Here is a 20,876-nt window from a genome sequence, read left to right as displayed (position 1 = left end):
GTGACAGATCCGGTTGCGCCAACGCCTGAGCCCGCACGCCTCGTCGTGCTCATCTCGGGCTCCGGCTCGAACCTGCAGGCCCTGCTGGACGCTTCCGCGGACCCGGCGTACGGCGCCCAGGTGGTGGCCGTCGGCGCGGACCGGGACGGTATCGCCGGCCTCGATCGGGCCGAGGCGGCGGGAGTGCCGACCTTCGTGCACAAGGTCAAGGACTACGCCGAGCGGGCCGACTGGGATCGCGCCCTGACGGCCTCCGTTGCCGAGTACAAGCCTGACCTGGTCGTCTCGGCCGGGTTCCTCAAGCTGGTCGGCGACGACTTCCTGGCCGGCTTCGGGGATCGCTACATCAACACCCACAACGCGCTGCTGCCCGCGTTCCCCGGCATCCACGGACCGCGCGACGCGCTCGCGTACGGCGTGAAGGTGGCCGGCGCGACGCTGTTCTTCGTCGACGGCGGGGTGGACACCGGGCCGATCATCAGCCAGGTCGTCGTACCGGTTCTCGATGACGACACCGAAGAAACCCTGACCGAGCGGATCAAGGACGACGAGCGCCGCCAGCTGGTGGAGTGGGTCGGCAAGCTGGTTCGCAACGGCTGGACCATCACCGGACGAAAGGTTCGACTGAAGTGAGCACCGACCGCAGGCCGATTCGCCGGGCGCTGATCAGCGTCTACGACAAGACCGGTCTGGAGGAGCTCGCGAAGGCCTTGTCCGACGCCGGGGTCCAGATCGTGTCGACCGGCTCCACCGCCTCGAAGATCGCGGCGGCCGGCGTACCGGTCACCAAGGTCGAGGACCTGACCGGCTTCCCCGAGTGCCTGGACGGGCGGGTCAAGACGCTGCACCCGAAGGTGCACGCCGGGCTGCTCGCCGACGTCCGCAAGCCCGACCACGTCGAGCAGTTGGCCGAGATGCGGGTCGAGCCGTTCGACCTGCTGGTCAGCAACCTGTACCCGTTCAGCGAGACGGTCGCGTCCGGCGCCTCGGTCGACGAGTGCGTCGAGCAGATCGACATCGGCGGCCCGTCGATGGTCCGCGGCGCGGCCAAGAACCACGCGAACGTCGCCGTCGTGACGTCCCCGGAGCAGTACGCCGATGTCTACACCGTGCTCGACGAGGGCGGCTTCTCGCTGGACGAGCGCAAGAAGCTCGCCGCTGCGGCCTTCGTGCACACGGCCGAGTACGACGTCGCCGTCGCCTCCTGGATGGGCAACGTGCTCACCGACAGCAGCGAGGGCTCGGGCTTCCCGGCCTGGATCGGCGCGGCCTGGGACAAGAAGGCCGTCCTGCGCTACGGCGAGAACCCGCACCAGCCGGCCGCGCTCTACACCAACGGCCGCACCGGCCTGGCGTCGGCCGAGCAGTTGCACGGCAAGGAGATGTCGTACAACAACTACGTCGACGCGGACGCGGCCCGGCGGACGGCGTACGACTTCAGCGAGCCGGCCGTCGCGATCATCAAGCACGCGAACCCGTGTGGCATCGCGGTCGGCAAGGACATCGCGGAGGCGCACCGGCGCGCGCACGAGTGCGACCCGGTCTCGGCGTACGGCGGCGTGATCGCCACCAACCGCCCGGTCACGGTCGAGCTGGCCAAGCAGGTCGCGGAGATCTTCACCGAGGTGCTGGTCGCCCCGGCCTTCGAGGACGGCGCGGCCGAGATCCTGCAGGCCAAGAAGAACATCCGGCTGCTGGTCTGCCCGCCGATGAGCTTCGACCAGCCGGTCGAGATCCGGGCCGTCAGCGGCGGTCTGCTGATGCAGGCGCGGGACGCCTTCCAGGCCGAGGGCGACAGCCCGTCGAAGTGGACGCTGGCGGCCGGCGAGGCGGTCTCCGACCAGGTGCTGGCCGACCTCGAGTTCGCCTGGAAGGCCTGCCGCGCGGTCAAGTCCAACGCGATCCTGCTCGCCTCGGACGGCGCCTCGGTCGGCGTCGGCATGGGCCAGGTCAACCGGGTCGACTCCTGCAAGCTGGCCGTCTCCCGTGCGGGCGATCGAGCTGCAGGATCAGTGGCCGCGTCCGACGCGTTCTTCCCGTTCCCGGACGGCCTCGAGGTACTGCTGGAGGCCGGCGTGAAGGCCGTAGTCCAGCCCGGCGGCTCGATCCGCGACGACCTCGCGATCGAGGCGGCGAACAAGGCCGGCGTCACCATGTACTTCACCGGCACCCGGCACTTCTTCCACTGAGTACGCCGGACAGCCCCCTTGCCTCCAGCAACGGCGAGGCAAGGGGGGCTGTCCGCGTCAGGTTCAGCAGCCCGAACGCCAGCGGTGCGAGTCGTAGTCGTTGTCGGACATCGACCAGTCCCGCCACTCGCCCTGCGGTAGGCAGAACGCGAGCGTCCGGTAGTTCACGTCGAAGAAGACCTCGACGTCGTCGTACGTGCCGGGCGAACCGTTGTTGTAGATGGTGTCGGCGTCGTCGTGCATCAGATCGTCGGTCCAGTTGCTGTCGTCGAACTCCCACTGGGCGAACCGCCCGGTGGCGTCGTCCTCGGACCAGGCGCAGAAGAAGCCGCGCGGGCATTGGTCCAGGCTGGCGCTGGCGGAGCTGACCGAGACGGTGCCGGCCAGCACGAGGACGGCCAGGAAGGCCATCACTTTCAGGGCGAGTGAGCGCATGCGTTCTCTTTTCTTGGAGTGGTCACGAAGGCCCGAGGACCGTGGCGGCCCGCGGGAGTGCGGCTCGTTCCAGCTGCTGGAGCTCCTGGAACTCCCGCCGGTGGTCGGCGGTGGTCTTGGTGAGGTAGTCCGCGTGCAGTTCGCGGGCGACCCGCGCCAGCGAGGTCGTGGTCGCACAGGTCGCCTCGGTCACCGCGCCCGCGATCTCCGCGGTACGAATCGCCTGCTGACCCCGGCCTTTCGCCCGCTGCTCCACCAGCCCGGTGAGCTCGCCCGGGTCGTCGGCGGGGTAGCCACGGCCGCGCACACAAGCGGCCCACTCCTTCATCGCGGCGGCGAAGCGCTCGTCGTGGTGGACCAGGGAATAGACGAGGTAGACGATGCCGTCCGTCGTCCGGCGGGCGCGGAACCAGCGCGGCAGGTCGTCGTACAGCTCGCGGCGCGCGGTGGCCAGGCAGCCTTGGTCGCTGGTCGAGATGCGGCTGCCGTCGCCCAGCTCGAACGAGATCTGCTTCCCCGAGCCGATCAGGGTGCGTTCGTAGATCCTGGCCCGCTCCGCCGGGAGCGCCTTGGCATAGACGGTGTTCGGGTTCGGGGTGGGCGACGCCGGGTCCGGGTCGTCGTACCCGTGGGCCTTGGCCCAGGTGACGTCGTCGATGACGTACGGGAACCGCCGCTCGGTGCGTGGGGTCGGCACCGGGCGTTCGTCGTACCGGAAGCCGGCAGTGGCCATGCACTGCTTGATCAATCGCTGTTCGGCCTTGTACAGCAGGGCTTGGTCGTCTGCAGTGATGGCCGCGGTGGCCGGGGCGCTGTCGCTGTTCGAGCGGGTCAGGACGAGGACGGTGCCGGCCAGCACCAGCAGAACCGCGACGAAGGCCGGGGCGAGACGCTTGGTCGACATGGCTGGGACCCTAGGCGGCCAACCTCACGGAGAGCACACAGTTCGACACTGGTCGAACTGACGTCATGGCAGCTGACTCGTCGACCCGACACGGTAAGAAAGCGCTCCCGCAGGTGGAGGTGAGGAAGGAATTTGCTTTCATTAGAGACATTGCCTAAATAACTCGGGCCGACCTAGGGTGAGGCAACTGTCCCTCCACCCGCCCGTTGGGGAGAAGCATGTCGGTGAAACGTCGGAGTCTCGCGCTGCTCGTGGCAGCCGCGGTCGTGGTCCCTGTGGGCCTGACCGCGGTGCCCGCCGAGGCCCACAGTCAGAAGCGTGTTGTCGGTTACTACACCCAGTGGAGCGGTTACGACCGCAACTTCCTGGTCAGCGACCTGGTCAAGAACGGTACGGCCGCCAAACTCACCCACCTGAACTACGCGTTCGGCTTCCTGGACGCCTCCGGCAACTGCATCAGCAGTGACCCGTGGGCCGACTACCAGCGGCCGTTCACCGCCGAGCAGAGCGTCGACGGCACGGCGGACGTCGCCGGCCAGCTGTTGTCCGGCAACCTGAACCAGCTCCGGCAGCTGAAGAAGAAGTTCCCGAAGCTGCGGATCAGCATCTCGCTCGGCGGCTGGACCGGGTCGAAGTACTTCTCCGACGCCGCGCTCCCGGCCAACCGGGCCGCGAGCGTGAAGTCCTGCCTGGACATGTGGATCAAGGGCAACCTGCCGGGCGCTCCGGCCGGTGCCGCGAAGGGCATCTTCGACGGCGTCGACCTGGACTGGGAATGGCCGGCCAGCGAAGGCAACCCGGGCAACGTGATCAGGCCGGAGGACAAGGAGAACTTCACCGGTTTCGTGCACGAGTACCGCAAGCAGCTGGACCGCGCCTCGTGGCCGTTCAGCGGCCGGTACACCCTGTCCGCGTTCCTGCCGGCCAACCCGGCGATGATCGACCGCGGCTTCGAGGTCCCGAAGATCTTCAAGGACCTCACCTTCGGCACGACCCAGGGCTACGACTACCACGGGACGTGGGAGCCGCTGACCAACCAGCAGTCCGCGATCGACGGCCCGAAGGGTGACCCGACCACGCCGGAGTTCAGCTCGCAGGTCACCATCGACTCGTACCTGAGCCGCGGCGCGCCCCGGAACAAGCTCGTGATGGGCGTGCCGTTCTACTCGCACGGCTGGACCGGCGTCACCAACCAGAACAACGGCCTCTTCCAGCCGGCCACCGGGCCGGCTCCGTCCCGCTTCGAGGCCGGGACCGAGGACTACCGCGACCTCAAGGCCAAGCTCGCCGGGTTCACCATCCATCGCGACAACTTGGCCGGCTTCGCCTGGCTGTTCGACGGTACGACGTTCTGGACCTGGGACGACCCGACCGAGATGAAGCGCAAGGCCCGCTACATCTCCGACCGCAACCTCGGCGGCGCGATGATCTGGTCCCTCGACGGCGACACCTCGAGCGGCGAGCTGATCACCGCCCTGCACCGCAACCTTCGCTGATCCCGCACTGTCGACACCCGCGCTTGGGGTGTCGAGCCGGTCCGTTGTCGTGGAGCGTCAGTTGGACTCGTGCAGGTCGGTGCCGAGGCCGTGGACGGCCGGGATGGAGCCGAGCTTGCCGGCCTGGAAGTCCTCGAAGGCCTGGATGACCTCTTCGCGAGTGTTCATCACGAACGGTCCGGCCATGGCGATCGGCTCGCGGATCGGGCGGCCGCCGAGGATCAGTACGTCGAGGTTGGGCTCGGCCTGCGGCTGGGAGAGGGCGGCGGCGGTACGGATGGTGTCGCCGGGGCCGAAGAGCGCCAGCTGGCCCTTGCGGATCGGGCGGTGCTCGGCGCCGACCGTGCCCTGGCCGGCCAGGACGTAGACGAGCGCGTTGTAGTCCGGCTGCCACGGGAGCACCATCTCGGCTCCCGGGCTGACGGTCGCGTGCACCAGCGTGATCGGGGTGTTGGTCGAGCCGGGGCCTTCATGGCCGTCGACCGAGCCTGCGATGACGCGGATCAGCGCGCCGCCGTCGGCGGTCGACAGCAGTGCCGAGTCGCCACCACGGATGTCCTGGTACTTCGGTGCCGCCCACTTCTGTGCCCGGGGCAGGTTCACCCAGAGCTGGATCCCGTGGAATAGCCCGCCGCTCAGCACCAGGTGCTCCGGCGGCGTCTCGATGTGCAGCAGCCCGCTACCGGCGGTCATCCACTGGGTGTCCCCGTTGGAGATGACGCCACCGCCACCCTGCGAGTCCTGGTGCTCCATGATCCCGTCGAGCATGTAGGTGACGGTCTCGAACCCGCGGTGCGGGTGCCACGGCGTGCCCTTCGGCTCGCCTGGCGCGTACTCCACCTCACCCATCTGGTCCATGTGGATGAACGGATCCAGATCCTTCATGTCCACACCCGCGAAGGCCCGGCGTACCGGAAACCCTTCGCCCTCGTACCCGCTGGGCGCGGAAGTGACCGACCGAACCTTCCGCTCAGTGGCCACCGCCGGATCCGGCTGGTGAACGCGCGGCAGGACGGTGATGTCGCTGACGGTGACGGCAGGCATGTCGCTCTCCTAGGTCGAGGTAGTTAAAGAATAAACTATCCGACTCAACCCCGACAACCCCTCCCGCATTCCGTTTCCTGTCCAAGCCCACATCTGGTGGGCATGAACAAGAAACGGAGGGTCTGAACAAGGCGCACCTTGTCCAGACCCTCCGCTGCCTGTCCGAGCCCACCACTGGTGGGCTCGCACGGGAAGTGGCGACCGTGGACATGGAGTGGTGACCTTGAACACGTAATAACTTGTTCAAGCCCGCCGTTTGGTGTTCAAGCCCGCCGTTTGGTGTTCAAGCCCGCCGTGCGGTGTTCGAGGTCGCCGTTGGGTGTTCGTGGTCGCCGGTTCTGGCGGGGTGTTGCCGGTTCTGGTGGGGTCAGTCGACGGTGACCAGTTCCTTTTCCTCCGGCTTCTTGGCCGGGTTGAGGGACTCGCCTTCGATGTCGACCTTGGGGGTGAGGCGGTCGAGCCACTTGGGGAAGTACCAGGCTCGGTCGCCGAGGAGGGACAGGACGGCGGGGACGATCGACATGCGGACCACGAAGGCGTCGATCAGGACGCCGATCGTCAGGCCGAAGCCGATGGTCTTGATGATCGGGTCTTCGACCAGGATGAAGCCGGCGAAGACGGCGGCCATGATCAGGGCCGCGGCGGTGACGACCCTGGCTCCGTGGCCCACGCCTTGGATGGTCGCCTCGGTGGCGTGCTTGCCGTGGACGAACTCCTCGCGGACCCGGGACACGATGAAGACCTCGTAGTCCATCGCCAGCCCGAACAGGATGCCCATCATGATGATCGGCAGGAAGCTGACCAACGGTCCGGGCGAGTCGACGCCGAGCAGCGACGCGCCCCAGCCCTTCTGGAACACCCCGACCGTGATGCCGAAGGTCGCGCCGATCGTCAGCAGGAAGCCGAGCGTCGCCTTCAGCGGCACCAGGATCGACCGGAACGCCAGCAGCAACAGCAGGAACGACAACCCGATCACGACGAGCAGGTAGACCGGCAGTGCATTGGTCAGCTTGTTGGACACATCGACCCCGACCGCGGTGTTACCGGTGACCGACACCGTCGTACCACCGGCCTCCAGCGGATGGATCGCCGTCCGCAGGTCCTTCACCAGATCGGCGGTCTGCTCCGATGCCGGCCCGCTCTTCGGGATCACCGTGACCAGCCGCGTCGAGCCGTCCTTGCTGCCCGGCCCGGGCTGTACGGCGATCACGTCGGCCAACCCCTTGGCCTTCCCCATCACCTGGTCGACCGCAGCAGCCGACGTCGCCGCGTTGTCGCTCTTCACGACCACGACCAGCGGCCCGTTCGACCCCGGCCCGAACGCCGTCGCAGCAAGGTCATACGCGACCCGCTGGTTCGTACCGGCCGCAGCCGACGCCCCATCCGGCAGCGCCAACCGCATGTCCTGCGTCGGAATCGCCAGCACCCCGAGCCCAATGATGCCCACGGCAACAATCGGGATCCGGAACCGCGTCACCAGCCGCGCCCACTTGAAGCCGAAGCCCTCGACCACCGGAGCAACCGCAACCTTGCGAGTCTTCCGTGGCAGCACCCGACGCCCCATGAAGCCAAGCAGTGCAGGCCCCAGAGTCAACGCAACCAGTACCGCGGTCAGCACCGTCGCAGCAGCCGCCAACCCCATGGCCGTCAGGAACGGAACCCCCACAACACTCAACCCAGCAAGCGCGATCACCACGGTCGCCCCGGCGAACATCACCGCCGACCCAGCCGTAGCGGTCGCCCTGCCAACGGATTCCTCGATCTCCATCCCCGCCGCCAGTTGCGACCGATGCCGCGAGCTGATGAACAACGCGTAGTCGATCCCGACCGCCAGCCCGAGCATCAAGGCCAGGATCGGCGCCGTCGACGACACATCCACAAACGAGGTGACGATGAACAACCCGGCCATCCCGGCCAGTACGCCGAGCAGCGCGGTCAGCAACGTCATCCCGGCCGCGACCAGAGAGCCGAAGGTGATGACCAGGACCAGCGCCGCCACCGCGACCCCGATTGCCTCGGTCGAGCCGATCTCCGGCGGCCCGCCGACGATCTGCCCACCCGGCACGACCTGCAGGTCACCCGAACTGAGCGACTTCAGGTTGTCGTAGGCCTGCGTGCTCTCCTTGGACAGCTCGTCGGCCGGCTTGTCGAACTGGACGCTGATCAGCGCCGTCGTACCGTCCGGGCTGATCGCCTTGCTGGTGAACGGATCGATCGCCGCGATCACCTCCGGCACCTTCGCGGCCTTGGCCACCGTCGCGCCGACCGCCGCCTTCACGGCCGGGTCCATCAACGTCTTGCCCTCGGGCGCCTTGACGACCACCGACGACGAGGCGCCGCTGGCGGCCGGCAGGTCCTTCTGCAACGCGTCCAGCGCCCGCTGCGACTCGGTCCCGGGGATCGAGAAGGCGTTCGTGGTACCGCCGCCCAGCGTCAGCGCGCCGACGCCGAGCAGGACCAGGACGAAGGTCCAGATCGCCGCGACGAGCCGCCGCCGCTGGTAGGAGAACCGGCCGAGCCGGTACAGGAGATTGGCCATCAGAATGCGTCCGTTTCGCTGGAGCGGGATTGGCAGGGGATGGAACCGGGGCGTACGTCACGCGGGCCCCGGGGCATGGTGGTCAGGCCGGTGGCCGGAGGAGCCGGCGCAGCGCGGTGTCGCAGAGTTCGTGCAGTTCGGCGTCGGTGCGTTCGCCGGGATGACGGCACTCGCCGAGCAGGCCGTTGATGGCGAACTTGGCGACGTCCAGCTCGAGCTGGTTGCCGGTACCACCGGCCAGCAGCTCGGTCAGCCGGAGCCCCTCGGCGACCAGCCCACCGAACTCGGGGATCTCGCCGAGCGACCCGAAGAGGTCCTGCAGCACGCTGATCAGCCCGCGGAATTCGACCGCCAGCTCCACGAACCGGCCGATGGCCAGCTCCTGCGCCTCAGCGGCCGGCAGCGCCGACGCCTCCGCGACCAGCTTGCTCAGTGCCGCGTGAGACGGCTCGAGGACGGCGACGAGGACGCCCGTCTTGTCGCTGAAGTGGTAGAGCACGGTCGCCTTCGAGCAGCCCGCCGCCGTCGCGATGTCCTGCAGGGAGGTGGCGTTGTAGCCCTTCTCCTGGAACAGAGTCATCGCCTGCTGGACGATCTCGAGTCGGGTCCGGTCCCGAACGCTGCTGGTAGCTGCCATGCCATCCATCATCCTGACCGGTCGGCCAGTTTTCAACCGATCGGTCAGGATTGTGCTCCAGTTCACGCCTGCCGCGCCGGGCCTGGCAGACTCCGGTGTTGTGACGGCGGAGATTCTGGACGGAAAAGCGACTGCGGCGGCGATCAAGAGCGAGCTGGCGGTCCGGGTGGCCAAACTCGCCGAGCAGGGCGTGGTGCCCGGGCTCGGCACGATCCTGGTCGGCGACGACCCGGGCAGCCGGGCCTATGTGGCCGGCAAGCACCGCGACTGCGCGGCGGTCGGGATCTCCTCGATCCAGGTCGAGCTGCCGGACACCGCGACCCAGGACGAGATCGCGGCCAAGGTGGTCGAGCTCAACGAGAACCCGGAGTGCACCGGTTTCATCGTCCAGCTCCCGCTGCCCAAGCACGTCGACACCAACGAGATCCTCGGCCTGATCGACCCGGCCAAGGACGCCGACGGCCTGCACCCGATGAGTCTCGGCAAGCTGGTCCTCGGCCAGGACGGCCCGCTGCCGTGCACCCCCAAGGGCTGCGTCGAGATCCTCCGCCGGTACGACGTACCGATCGCCGGCGCCCATGTGGTCGTCGTCGGCCGTGGCGTCACGGCGGGCCGGCCGATGGGCCTGCTCTTCACCCGGCGGTCCGAGAACGCGACCGTGACCCAGTGCCACACCGGCACGAAGGATCTGGCCGGCGTCGTCCGGACCGCTGACATCGTGATCGCGGCCGCGGGCTCGGCCGGGCTGATCACCGCCGACATGGTCAAGCCGGGTGCCGTCCTGCTGGACGTCGGCACCAGCCGCAACGCCGAGGGCAAGATCGTCGGCGACATCGACGAGGCCGCCCGCGAGGTGGCCAGCTGGATTGCGCCGATGCCGGGCGGGATCGGCCCGATGACCCGGGCGATGCTGCTCACCAACGTCGTCGAGGCAGCCGAGGCTGCCCAGGCAGCCAGCGCCGGGTGATGGCAGCCCCGGCCGAGCGGCGCTCCGAGTGGCCGCTGGTGATGTCCGGGCTGGTCGCGATGACCGGCCTGGTCGTCCTCACCTTCTACAACTGGCGCAACGGCGTGCTGATCTTCGCCGGCGGCGTCCTGTTCGCCGCCCTGCTCCGGCTCAGCCTGAGCGACAGCGCGGCCGGCCTGCTCCGGGTCCGCGGCCGGATGTTCGACATCTCCCTGCTGCTCGGCGTCGGCGCCGCGATCGCCATCCTCGGCCTGATCGTGCCCAACTGACGATCTGAGGCATTGGTCTGCCGGTCCTGACCCGATCGGGTCAATGTCGGCCGGCCGAGCAACGCTGCGCGCGAGCAATGCGTCTCACCCTATGTGTCGCCCTGAATCCGCACTGTGAGGTCACCGGGCGGCACCTGTTGAGGACAACAACTTGGGAGGGACTCATCGTGAGATCGAGAACCAGATCGCGGCGGCTCGGGCTGACCGCGGTCGTCTCGCTGGCCGTGCTCAGCCTGGGCGTCACCGCCGTCGGGCAAGCACAAGCGAGCGGCACCGCACCAAGCGCCGAGCCGGAAGCCAAGGCAACAGGCAAGGTGAACGCAGCCGACCGGGTCGTCACCCTGCTCACAGGTGACAAGGTCACGCTGCAAGGCGGCGACCCCGCGAAGGCGTCCATCCAGCCGGGACCTGGGCGGCGTGGCGTGACGTTCCGAGCGACCCGGCAGCAGGACCGGCTACTGGTGATTCCGTCCGACGTCAGCGCGGCGGTGGCATCGGGCCGGCTCGACAGCCGGCTCTTCGACGTCGCCGGGCTGATCAGGGCCGGGTACGACGACAAGTCGAGCAAGGTGATCCCGCTCGTCGTCACCTATCAGGGCAATGCGAAACGGTCCGCTCCCGCCGGTGCGACCGTCAGCCGGAACCTGCCGGTGATCAACGGCGCGGCCCTCAAGGTGGACAAGGCGGCCACCGCGAGTTTCCTGGCGGAGGCAGGATCGGCGAGGGCGGCCAGTGGGATCGACAAGATCTGGCTGGACGGCAAACGGCACCTCTCGCTGGACCAGTCCGTCCCGCAGATCGGCGCACCCGATGCCTGGAAGGCGGGCTACACCGGCAAGGGTGTCTCGGTCGCGGTGCTCGACACCGGGATCGACGCCACCCACCCGGACCTGGCCACTCAGGTCGCGGGCGCGAAGAACTTCACCGACGGCCCGGCCGGTGACAATGTCGGGCACGGCACCCACGTCGCCTCGACGATCGCCGGTACCGCTGCCGCGTCCGCAGGCAAGTACAAGGGCGTCGCACCGGACGCGAAGCTGTATGACGGCAAGGTCTGCCAGCTCGACGGCTGCCCTGACTCGGCGATCCTGGCCGGGATGGAGTGGGCCGCGAACGAGGTGAAGGCGAAGGTCGTCAACATCAGCCTCGGCGGTCAGGACACCCCGGAGCTCGACCCGATCGAGGAGGCCGTCAACCGGCTGACCGCGCAGACCGGGACGCTGTTCGTGGTGGCGGCCGGCAACAGCGGCCCGGGCGCCGGGTCGATCGAGTCGCCGGGCAGCGCGGACGCCGCGCTCACCGTCGGCGCGGTCGACAAGCAGGACAAGCTCGCCTACTTCTCCAGCCGCGGACCGCGAACCGGGGACGGCGCGCTCAAGCCCGACGTGACCGCGCCCGGCGTCGACATCGTCGCGGCCCGGGCCAAGGACGGCGTGATCGGCGAACCGGTCGGCGACAAGTACCTGCGGTTGTCCGGTACGTCGATGGCCACCCCGCACACCGTCGGGGCGGCCGCGATCCTGGCGCAGCAACACCCGAGCTGGAAGGCGACCGAGCTCAAGGGCGCGCTGATGGCGTCGGCCAAGGTCGCCGCCGACCAGTCCGCGTTCGAGCAGGGCGCCGGCCGGATCGACGTCGCGAGGGCGATCAAGCAGTCCGTCATCGCCGAGCCGGGCAGCGTCTCGTTCGGTACTGCGCAATGGCCGCACACCGACGACACCCCGGTGACCAAGACGATCACCTATCGCAACCTCGGCGACCAGGCCGTGACGCTGGCGCTGTCCGCTTCGCTGGCCGACTCGACCGGCGCCCCGGCTCCCACCGGCGCGATCAAGCTGAGCGCGTCCTCGGTGATCGTGCCTGCCGGTGGTACTGCGACTGTCGAGGCGACCTCGAACACCAACAACAGCGGGCCGGACGGCCTGTACTCCGGCCGGGTCACCGCGACCTCGGCCGGTGCATCGGTGGTCTCCCCGATCGGGGTGAACAAGGAGGTCGAGAGCTACACGCTGACCCTCAAGCAGGTCGGTCCCGACGGCAAGCCGTCCGCTGACGGCGGTGCCCTGGTCTTCGGCGTCACGTCGCCCTGGTTCGACTTCTACGGCGACCCCAGCGGTACGTCGAAGGTCCGGCTGCCCAAGGGCGACTACCTGCTGCAGGGTGACCAGACGGTCGAGCGACCGGACTCGGACGCCTACGACTCCTACACGGTCGTCCAGCCGTTGCTGAAGTTGACCAGCGACAAGACGGTCGTGTTCGACGCCCGGACCACCAAGCCGGTGGTCACCACGGTTCCGGACAAGGACGCCAAGGTGTTCCTGGCCGACATCGGCTACGAGCGGGAAGGCACGGACGAGACGGGCGGCCTGAGCTCGAGCATCCTGGCCTTCGACTTCGACGGACTGCACACCGCCAACCTGGGCGGCCCGGCTCCGGCCGGTCAGATGTCCTCGCATGTCGTCTCCGACTGGGGTCAGCTGACCGACGGCAGGTTCACCAATACGCCGTACCTGTACGCCTTGGTGAACACGAAGCCGGATGTCTTCTTCGACGGCTTCGAACGCACGGTCCGGGCCAAGGACCTGGCGACGGTGACGCAGTCGATCAACGCCACCGCCGACCGCCAGGCGGAGCGGTCCGTCTACGCCCACGCTCCTGGCCTGGGCGGTGCCTGGACGCCGATCGTGCCCTTCGACCTGCCGGCCAGGACGAAGCTGTACGTCGATCCCGCGCCGGCCGGCTGGGAGACCGAGGTGTCGGAGATCACGCCGAGCACCGACCCGGACGATCCGTTCCCGATCACGGTGACCCGGCTGACCTCGCCCATCAACACCTTCAAGGCGGGCAAGTCGTACCAGGCGCGGTTCAATGCGGCCGTCTTCGCGCCGACGCCGCTCTACGCGACACGGACGGGCAACGAGCTGGCGCTCGGGATCTACTCGAGCACGGACGCCGACGGCAACTCCGGAGTCACCGCCGCGGACACTCAGAGCAGCAAGCTCTACCGGAACGGGCAACTCGCCGGTGAGTCCGGGTGGTTCGGCGATCTCGTCGTCAGCGACCTGCCGGCGGGCAAGGCGGCGTACAAGTACGTCACCTCGCTGGACCGGTCGTCGCTGCTGAAGCAGTCGAGCAGGACCGAGCTGATCTTCACCTTCGGCTCGGCCGGGTCCGACAAGCTGCAAGCGATCCCGCTGCGGACGGTGGGCTACACGCCTGCGGTCGACAGCAGGAACACGGTGAAGCGGTCGACCGTGACCGTGCTGCCGATTCATCTGACGGCACAGGCAGGAAGTACCAGGCTGCCGGCCGTGAAGAAGCTGGAGCTGAAGGTCTCCGGCGACGACGGCAAGACCTGGAAGCCGGCCGTCGTCGTACGGAAAGGCGCCGGATATCGAGCGATCTTCGTCACGCCCAAGGGCGGCGCGATCTCGCTGAAGGCCCAGCTGGCCGACGCCGCCGGCAACACGACGGACCAGATCACCATCGGGGCGTACCAGTTCCGGTGAGAAACACTACCCAGTGAACTGAGCTGATCACTGCGAGAGACCCCCGGACGCCTCCGGGGGTCTCTTCGTTGTCGGCCGGGCGAACTTTGCATGTTCTTGCAGGCCGAACAGGCAACTTCCAGCTGGGCGTGCCCCATCTACAGGGCAGAATGACCAACCGGTCTGGACCGTAAGACGCCATAGTGTTGGCGCGGCGCAGGCGACGAAGACGACTGGAACTGAGGCTCAGTGGCAACGGCAGAACACGTCGTGATGATGGTGGCGAACGGCATCGACAACGACAGCAGGGTCCTGAAGGAAGCGATGGCGATCTCCCGTACCGGCGTACGGGTCACGCTGCTCGGGGTCTCGCCGGACGGCGTGCTGTCGATGAAGTGCCTGGACGGCAACACCGTGATGGCGCGGCTGCCGAGCGCCTTCCCGCTCCGCGACGACCGCCGGCGCCGCCGCGCGCGGCGACGGGCCCGCCGGCTGCCCTTGCTGGGCTACAAGTCGAGCGTCGACGCTGCCGCCCGGGAGGCCCGGATCGCGGCCCGGCTGGCCGACCTGAAGGCCGAGTCGGGTGACGCCGTCGGCGCCAAGCGGGCCGGTTCCGCGAGCCCGGTCGGCTTCCGGCTCGGGGTCCTGACCCGGGTGGTCCGGCAGCGCTGGCTGGGTGCCGCCTCGGTCGGGGTCCGGCTCCGCCGCGACTTCATGCTGAGCCAGAACAAGATGTTCGCCAGCAGTTGGGCCTGGTACGACGGCAAGGTGTCCCGGATGGAGCGCCCGGTCTCCTGGCGCGAGGTCGTGCCCGAGGCCTGGGACTACGAGCAGATCTTCGGCCAGGTCCTCGACGAACTCGCCCCTGACGTCCTGCACGCCCACGACATGCACCTGGTCGGCGTGGCGGCTCGGGCCAAGGGCCGGGCGAAGCTGCGCGGGCGGGACCTCAAGGTCGTCTACGACGCGCACGAGTACGTGCCCGGCATCGCGCAGTACGGGCACCGCACGCCGCGGTGGATCGCGGCGTGGGCCGATCACGAGAAGAAGTACCTCTATGCGGCCGACCGGGTGATCACGGTCAGCTCGGCGATCGCCCAGCGGCTGAAGGAGGAGAACAACCTCGATCACCTGCCGCAGGTCATCCTGAACACCCCGGACATCCCGCGGGAGATCGAGCTGACGCAGGACATCCGCACGGTGACCGGGCTGTCCGACGATGTCCCGTTGCTGGTCTACAGCGGTGGCATCACGGCGGTACGAGGCGTCGAGACCGCGATCAAGGCGATGCCGGACATGCCCGGCGTGCACCTCGCGGTGGTCGCCGTACCGTCCCCGGACCAGCCGGCCGTCGCAGTACTGCGCAAGCACGCGATCCGGCTCGGCGTCGAGGACCGGATGCACTACCTGCACCCGGTCGCGCCGCACGAGGTGACCGCGTTCCTCTCGACCGCGGACGCCGGCATCATCCCGATGCTGCGCGCGCCCAACCACGAGATGGCGATGCCGAACAAGCTCTTCGAGTACAGCCTCGGTGGGCTGCCGGTGCTGACCAGCGACATGTCCAGCATGAAGGAGTTCGTCGCCCAGTTCGGGATCGGTGAGTCCTTCGAGGCCGGCAACCCCGAAGACCTTGCGGAGAAGGCGAAACTGCTGCTCAGCCGGACCAACAAGTACCGCGAGCGGCTGGCGTCGCCGACGTTCAGGCAGGAAGCGGCCTGGAGCGGGCAGGCCGACAAGCTGCGGGTCCTGTACGGCGAGCTGCTCGGCCGCGAGCTGACCGTCGAGCCGGCGCCCGCGCGGGACCGGTCGCGGCTGCTGATCGGGCCGACCAACACGGACGGCCAGGCCTGGGCCTGGGCGCGCGCTGTCGAGCGTCATCTGCCGGGTATCGAGGGTGAGTCGCTGCAGGTGGGTGGCGTGGCGGACGAGTTCGGCGTTGACCGGGTCGCGGGCTCAGCGGAGTACAAGAAGAGCGTCGGCTGGCGGATCGAGCATGCCGACCAGATGCTGGAGAACGGGGTCAGTCACGTCCTGTTCGAGTCCGGGCATGCGCTGCTCGGGCAGACCGCGCTGCAGTGGTTCACGAAGGATCTGGAGTTCCTCGAGTCCTCCGGGATCGCGCACGGAGTCGTCTTCCATGCGGCGGACGTCCGGGATCGCCGGTGGGAGGTGACCCGCGAGCGGCTGGCGGAGTACGAGGGGCCGCGGTTCGTGACGGCGCCCGACCTGGTGGACACGGTCGACTACAGCGTCTGGCTGCCGGTCGTCATCGAGCCTGCCGACCCGGCGCTGAGCCCGCCGGTGCTGGAGCGGGAGACGCCGGTGGTGCTGCAGTTCGGGCAGGCCGATCCGGCGCTCGCCGACCTGCACGACCTGGGGCTGATCGACTACCAGACGGCCGATGGACGCTCGCGCGCCGAACTGCTCGAGCTGGTGCGGGCCTCGGACATCGTGGTCGAGGACGTGCGGCTCGGCTCGTACGGCGCGCTGACGGCCGAGGCGATGGCCGCCGGGCGTGTGGTGGTCGGGCGGATCTCGCAGCGCGTGCGGGACCGGCTGCCGATGGAGGTACCGATCGTGCAGGCGGATCCGGGCGAGCTGCGCACTGTGGTCGAGCGGCTGATCGGGGAGCGTGAGGACGCGCAGAAGACGGCCGCTGCCGGGCCGATCTACATCAGCGAGGTGCACGACGGCCGCCGCTCGGCCGAGGCGCTGTCGACCTTCCTCGGCAAGGCCTGACAGAACTCAAGAAGCCCCGGACGCTCGGCGTCCGGGGCTTCTTCGTCGCGGGGTGGGTCAGCCGATCAGGCCGAGTGCCTTCACCGCGTCGCGCTCCTCGCCGAGCTCCTTGGTGCTGGCGTCGATCCGGGCGCGGGAGAAGTCGTTGATCTCCAGGCCCTGGACGATCTCGTAGTTGCCGTCCTTGGTGGTCACCGGGAACGAGGAGATCAGACCCTCCGGCACGTCGTACGAGCCGTCGGAGACGACCGCCATCGACAGCCAGTCGCCGTCGGCCGAGCCCTTGACCCAGTCGCGCACGTGGTCGACGGTGGCCATCGCGGCCGAGGCGGCCGAGGACGCGCCGCGGGCCTCGATGATCGCCGCGCCGCGCTTCTGCACGGTCGGGATGAAGTCGTTCTCCAGCCACTCGGTGTCGTTGACGACCTCGACCGCGTTCTTGCCGGCCACCTCGGCGTGGAAGATGTCCGGGTACTGGGTCGCGCTGTGGTTGCCCCAGATGGTCAGCTTCTTGAGGTCGGTGACGTGCGTGCCGGTCTTCTTCGCGAGCTGGGCCAGCGCGCGGTTGTGGTCCAGCCGGGTCAGCGCCGAGAACCGCTCGGCCGGGATGTCCGGGGCGTTGCTGCGCGCGATCAGCGCGTTGGTGTTGGCCGGGTTGCCGGTGACGGTGATCCGGATGTCGTCGGCGGCGTGCTCGTTCAGGGCCTTGCCCTGGACGGTGAAGATCGCGCCGTTGGCCTCCAGCAGGTCGCCGCGCTCCATCCCCTTGGTGCGGGGGCGGGCGCCGACCAGCAGGGCCAGGTTCGCGCCGTCGAAGATCTTGTTGGCGTCGTCGCCGATCTCGACCCCGGCCAGCGTCGGGAAGGCGCTGTCGTCGAGCTCCATCACCACCCCTTCGAGCGCCTTCAGCGCCGGGGTCACCTCCAGCAGCCGCAGCTCGACCGGCGTGTCCGGCCCGAGCAGCGCGCCGCTCGCGATCCGGAACAGCAAGCTGTATCCGATCTGACCGGCGCCGCCGGTGATGGCGACCTTCACTGGGGTTTTGCTCACGACACGCTCCTCAAAGGATTCAACGACAGACTCCCTTCGGACGCTAGCAAGTCCGCCGCCGGTAGGCGACGGTGGGTCAGGTGATCCACACCACCCGTTCACCAGCAAGACTCCAGACCGCCTTCTGCTGAACCGAGGGTGTGCTCAGTCCCTGACTTGTTAGGAGAAAGTTCGATGATTTCGGTGCCCCGCCGGTTCGTCGCCGTCGCCGCCTCGGCTGTTGCCGTCGGCGCGTCGGTTTTCGTTCCCCAGCTGTCCGGCTCGACCCCGCAGACCGCCGTGCAGGCGGCCGGCCAGGAGCAGGCCGCGCTCGCTCCGGCCGCCCGGCTCGCGGAGGCGAAGAAGCACGACGACTTCGTCATCGTCGGCCACCGGGGCGCCTCCGGCTACCGGCCCGAGCACACGCTGGCGTCGTACGAGCTGGCCGCCCGGATGGGCGCCGACTACATCGAGCCCGACCTGGTGACGACCAAGGACCACGTCCTGGTCACCCGGCACGAGCCGGAGATCGGCGGGACCACGGATGTCGCGGCGCACCCGGAGTTCGCCGACCGGAAGAAGACCAAGCTGCTCGACGGCGTCGCCACGACCGGCTGGTTCACCGAGGACTTCACCCTCAAGGAGCTGAAGACGCTCCGCGCCAAGGAGCGGATCCCGGCGATCCGCCAGCACAACACGGTCTTCGACGGCCGGTACCAGATCCCGACCTTCCAAGAGGTCATCGACCTGACCAAGCGGCTGTCGCGCGAACTCGGCCGGCCGATCGGGATCTACCCCGAGACCAAGCACCCGACCTACTTCCGCCGGCAGGGTCTCCCGCTCGAGCCGGAGCTGATCAAGACGCTGAACCGCAACAACCTGAACCGCCCGGACGCCAAGGTCTTCGTCCAGTCCTTCGAGGTGGGCAACCTGAAGGCGCTCGACAAGGAGCTGCGGGTCCCGCTGGTCCAGCTGACCAGCTCGACCGGCGCGCCGTACGACTTCGTGGTCAGCGGTGACAAGCGCACGTACGCCGACATCGTGTCCGCCAAGGGCCTGCGCGAGGTCGCCACGTACGCCGACGGCGTCGGCCCGTCCAAGGACCAGATCATCCCGCTCGACGCGGCCGGCAAGCTCGGCACGCCGACCGACCTGGTCCGCGACGCGCACCGGGCCGGCCTGGTCGTGCACCCGTACACCTTCCGGGTCGAGAACAACTTCCTGCCGGCCGACTTCGACTCCGACGCGGTGCAGTCCGACTCCGGCAACCTGTTCGGCGAGATCGCGGCGTACCGCAAGGTCGGCATCGACGGTCTCTTCTCCGACAACGCCGACATCGCGGTCGCGGCCGAGGCGGAGTCCAGGTAACCCCTGCTGGTTAGATGACTGGGTGGAACGAAAGGTCGGCACGGGGACTGCGACGGTCGAGGCGGAGCCGGACGGTACTTTCCTGCTCCGCGTCGACGGCTCGTTGCAGTCCCAGGTCGACCTGGCCGATCCGTCGAACCTCGCGTTCGAGTACGTCCGGCGGATCGGCGACGTGCTCGACCTGGTGGCGGCCCGCAAGCAGCCGATCTCGGTCGTGCACGTCGGCGGCGCCGGGCTGACCCTCGCCCGGTACGTCGCGGTCACCCGGCCGCGGTCCCGGCAGATCGTGCTGGAGCCCGACGAGGACCTCACCGAGTTCGTCCGCGAGACGCTGCCGCTGCCGAAGCGGTCCGGGATCAAGGTCCGCGGTGTCACCGGCCGGGCCGGGATCACCGAGCTGTACGAGGACTCGACCGACGTGGTGATCGTGGACGCCTTCGTCCGCGAGGCCGTGCCGGCGAATCTGGTCACCGCCGAGTTCGTCGCCTTGTGTGCCAGGATCCTGCGTCCTGGTGGCGTGCTCGTCTTCAACCTGATCGACGGCACCGCCGGGCTGGGGTTCGTTCGCCGGGTGGCCGCGACGCTGCTGGCCGGGCTCGGCGACGGGGTGGTGCTGGCCGAGCGCAAGGTCCTGCGGGGCAAGGGCTTCGGGAACGTGGTGCTGGTGGGATCGCCGCAGCCGGTACCGGACCTGACACCGGTCGGGCGACGGGCGCAACCGCCGTACGAGGTGCTGCCGTTGCGCGAGCTCGCGGGCAAGGCGGCGCCGCTGACGGACTCCGAGGGGTTCGCGTCGCCGGCTGCTCCGGCGGGCACGTTCGGCCGCTGAACCGGACAAAACGCTGTCAGCCTTGGCGGAAACCGTGGTGGGGGAGAGCCCGGCGGCAGGTAGCTTGGGCGGGTGTCTGCTGCCAGGGTTGCCGAGCTGAGGTACTACCCCGTGAAGGGTCTCACCGGGGTGTCCGTCGAGCGTGCCGACGTGCTCGCGACAGGGTTGCGGCACGATCGGAACTTCATGTTGGTCGACCCGGCGGACGGCAGCTTCCTGAGTCAGCGCACGACGCCGGCGATGGCGCCGCTGCGGGTCGAAGTACTGGCTGATGGGGACTCGCTCCGGTTGTCGGCAGATGGCGCCGAGGATCTCGTCGTGCAGGTCGCGTACGACGGGAAGCGGCGCGACGTGAGTTTGTTCAACAAGTGGTTCGGGGCCGGGGTGGTGCAGGACGCGGCCGCGGAGGAGTGGTTCTCCGAGCGGTTGGAGCGGCCGGTCGGGTTCGTCCGGGTCACGCCGGAGCACGAGCGGCCGGGATGGGGTGTGCACAAGGGGCTCACCGGCTTCGGCGACGCGCATGCGCTGATGATCACGGCGTACTCCTCGCTCGACGGGCTCAACGCGCGGATCATGGAGGCCGGCGGGGAGGCGATTCCGATGAACCGCTTCCGGCCGAACATCGTCATCGAGGGCTGGCCTGAGGCGCATACCGAGGATCGCTTGCTGCGGGCGTCGGCGGGGTCGCTCGAGTTCGGCTACTCGGCCCGGGGGATCCGGTGCGCGGTGCCGACCGTCGACCAGACGACGGGGGAGAAGCGCGGTCCGGAGCCGACTCGCACGCTGGCGACGTACCGGCGGCAGCCTGACTACGGCGGCGGCGTCAGCTTCGGCATCAAGGGCGCGGTACTGACCTCCGGGGTCGTTGCCGTGGGCGACGAAATCCTGGTCCACGAATGGTTGCCGGAAGGCGTCGACCCGGCGCCTTCGCCGCGCTGAG

The 20,876-nt window shown here is 68.8% G+C and carries 16 protein-coding genes; 10 read left to right on the top strand and 6 right to left on the bottom strand.

The genetic code is table 11. The features are described 5' to 3' along the window. Entirely contained in the window at positions 1-633 is a 633-nt protein-coding gene (gene purN / locus ABD768_RS34050) for a phosphoribosylglycinamide formyltransferase (protein ID WP_343969125.1), read from the top strand. Beyond that, the gene (gene purH, locus ABD768_RS34045; protein ID WP_343969123.1) at positions 630-2,189 is read left to right on the top strand and encodes a bifunctional phosphoribosylaminoimidazolecarboxamide formyltransferase/IMP cyclohydrolase; all 1,560 of its coding nucleotides are present in this window, start codon (positions 630-632) and stop codon (positions 2,187-2,189) included. Before purN ends, purH begins: the two co-directional genes overlap by 4 nt. 63 nt (positions 2,190-2,252) lie before the next feature. On the opposite strand, the gene ABD768_RS34040 is transcribed toward purH, so the two are convergent. Beyond that, entirely contained in the window at positions 2,253-2,624 is a 372-nt protein-coding gene (locus ABD768_RS34040; RefSeq protein ID WP_343969121.1) for a peptidase inhibitor family I36 protein, read from the bottom strand. Between the two features lie 22 nt (positions 2,625-2,646). Continuing rightward, positions 2,647-3,528 (bottom strand): hypothetical protein, encoded by an 882-nt coding sequence (locus ABD768_RS34035; RefSeq protein WP_344847696.1) that lies wholly within the window; start codon positions 3,526-3,528, stop codon positions 2,647-2,649. 218 nt (positions 3,529-3,746) lie between these two features. Here ABD768_RS34035 and ABD768_RS34030 point away from each other — a divergent pair, with 218 nt between their 5' ends. Next, positions 3,747-5,024, top strand: coding sequence for a glycoside hydrolase family 18 protein (locus ABD768_RS34030; RefSeq protein ID WP_344847694.1), 1,278 nt, complete (start codon positions 3,747-3,749; stop codon positions 5,022-5,024). A gap of 57 nt (positions 5,025-5,081) precedes the next feature. On the opposite strand, the gene ABD768_RS34025 is transcribed toward ABD768_RS34030, so the two are convergent. The 3 genes from ABD768_RS34025 to ABD768_RS34015 all read right to left on the bottom strand — a co-directional run bounded on the left by ABD768_RS34025 (position 5,082) and on the right by ABD768_RS34015 (position 9,244). Continuing rightward, positions 5,082-6,068 (bottom strand): pirin family protein, encoded by a 987-nt coding sequence (locus tag ABD768_RS34025; protein ID WP_344847692.1) that lies wholly within the window; start codon positions 6,066-6,068, stop codon positions 5,082-5,084. 367 nt (positions 6,069-6,435) lie between these two features. Further along, a complete protein-coding gene (locus ABD768_RS34020) occupies positions 6,436-8,607 on the bottom strand; it encodes an MMPL family transporter (protein ID WP_343969113.1) in 2,172 nt (723 codons plus the stop codon). 82 nt (positions 8,608-8,689) lie between these two features. Further along, positions 8,690-9,244 carry a TetR/AcrR family transcriptional regulator gene (locus tag ABD768_RS34015; RefSeq protein ID WP_344847690.1) on the bottom strand — a complete coding sequence of 185 codons (555 nt, stop codon included), beginning with the start codon at positions 9,242-9,244 and terminating at the stop codon, positions 8,690-8,692. A gap of 100 nt (positions 9,245-9,344) precedes the next feature. Between ABD768_RS34015 and ABD768_RS34010 the strand changes: the two genes are divergently transcribed. The 4 genes from ABD768_RS34010 to ABD768_RS33995 all read left to right on the top strand — a co-directional run bounded on the left by ABD768_RS34010 (position 9,345) and on the right by ABD768_RS33995 (position 16,710). Beyond that, positions 9,345-10,211, top strand: a complete 867-nt coding sequence (locus ABD768_RS34010; RefSeq protein WP_343969110.1) for a bifunctional methylenetetrahydrofolate dehydrogenase/methenyltetrahydrofolate cyclohydrolase — start codon at positions 9,345-9,347, stop codon at positions 10,209-10,211. After that, positions 10,211-10,480, top strand: coding sequence for a DUF3017 domain-containing protein (locus ABD768_RS34005; protein WP_343969108.1), 270 nt, complete (start codon positions 10,211-10,213; stop codon positions 10,478-10,480). The genes ABD768_RS34010 and ABD768_RS34005 overlap by 1 nt, the downstream gene beginning before the upstream one ends. A 167-nt stretch (positions 10,481-10,647) precedes the next feature. Beyond that, a complete protein-coding gene (locus tag ABD768_RS34000) occupies positions 10,648-13,989 on the top strand; it encodes a S8 family serine peptidase (protein WP_344847688.1) in 3,342 nt (1,113 codons plus the stop codon). Between the two features lie 228 nt (positions 13,990-14,217). Next, positions 14,218-16,710: a glycosyltransferase gene (locus tag ABD768_RS33995; protein ID WP_344847686.1), complete on the top strand. Its 2,493-nt coding sequence runs from the start codon at positions 14,218-14,220 to the stop codon at positions 16,708-16,710. A 57-nt stretch (positions 16,711-16,767) separates the two neighbouring features. Here ABD768_RS33995 and ABD768_RS33990 read toward each other — a convergent pair whose 3' ends face one another. Continuing rightward, positions 16,768-17,760, bottom strand: coding sequence for a malate dehydrogenase (locus ABD768_RS33990; protein WP_343969102.1), 993 nt, complete (start codon positions 17,758-17,760; stop codon positions 16,768-16,770). 174 nt (positions 17,761-17,934) lie between these two features. Between ABD768_RS33990 and ABD768_RS33985 the strand changes: the two genes are divergently transcribed. The 3 genes from ABD768_RS33985 (at position 17,935) to ABD768_RS33975 (ending at position 20,875) form a co-directional block, all read left to right on the top strand. After that, on the top strand, positions 17,935-19,107 hold the full coding sequence (locus ABD768_RS33985) for a glycerophosphodiester phosphodiesterase (RefSeq protein WP_344847684.1): 1,173 nt from the start codon (positions 17,935-17,937) through the stop codon (positions 19,105-19,107). A 22-nt stretch (positions 19,108-19,129) separates the two neighbouring features. After that, the gene (locus ABD768_RS33980) at positions 19,130-19,936 is read left to right on the top strand and encodes a spermidine synthase (RefSeq protein WP_343969098.1); all 807 of its coding nucleotides are present in this window, start codon (positions 19,130-19,132) and stop codon (positions 19,934-19,936) included. Positions 19,937-20,008: 72 nt separating this feature from the next. Further along, positions 20,009-20,875, top strand: coding sequence for an MOSC domain-containing protein (locus ABD768_RS33975; RefSeq protein WP_344847681.1), 867 nt, complete (start codon positions 20,009-20,011; stop codon positions 20,873-20,875). Position 20,876: the final 1 nt, after the last annotated feature.

The organism is Kribbella ginsengisoli, from assembly GCF_039537185.1.
Lineage (GTDB): Bacteria > Actinomycetota > Actinomycetes > Propionibacteriales > Kribbellaceae > Kribbella > Kribbella koreensis.
Note: the sequence above shows the minus strand (reverse complement) of the source record. Positions and strands in the feature narration are given on the sequence as shown.

Excerpts from the sequence above, each read along its gene's own strand:
- ABD768_RS33985 (WP_344847684.1), top strand. The coding sequence starts at position 17,935 with ATGATTTCGGTGCCCCGCCGGTTCGTCGCCGTCGCCGCCTCGGCTGTT.
- ABD768_RS34020 (WP_343969113.1), bottom strand. The coding sequence starts at position 8,607 with ATGGCCAATCTCCTGTACCGGCTCGGCCGGTTCTCCTACCAGCGGCGG.
- ABD768_RS34030 (WP_344847694.1), top strand. The coding sequence starts at position 3,747 with ATGTCGGTGAAACGTCGGAGTCTCGCGCTGCTCGTGGCAGCCGCGGTC.
- ABD768_RS34040 (WP_343969121.1), bottom strand. The coding sequence starts at position 2,624 with ATGCGCTCACTCGCCCTGAAAGTGATGGCCTTCCTGGCCGTCCTCGTG.
- ABD768_RS34025 (WP_344847692.1), bottom strand. The coding sequence starts at position 6,068 with ATGCCTGCCGTCACCGTCAGCGACATCACCGTCCTGCCGCGCGTTCAC.
- ABD768_RS34005 (WP_343969108.1), top strand. The coding sequence starts at position 10,211 with ATGGCAGCCCCGGCCGAGCGGCGCTCCGAGTGGCCGCTGGTGATGTCC.
- ABD768_RS34035 (WP_344847696.1), bottom strand. The coding sequence starts at position 3,528 with ATGTCGACCAAGCGTCTCGCCCCGGCCTTCGTCGCGGTTCTGCTGGTG.
- ABD768_RS34015 (WP_344847690.1), bottom strand. The coding sequence starts at position 9,244 with ATGGCAGCTACCAGCAGCGTTCGGGACCGGACCCGACTCGAGATCGTC.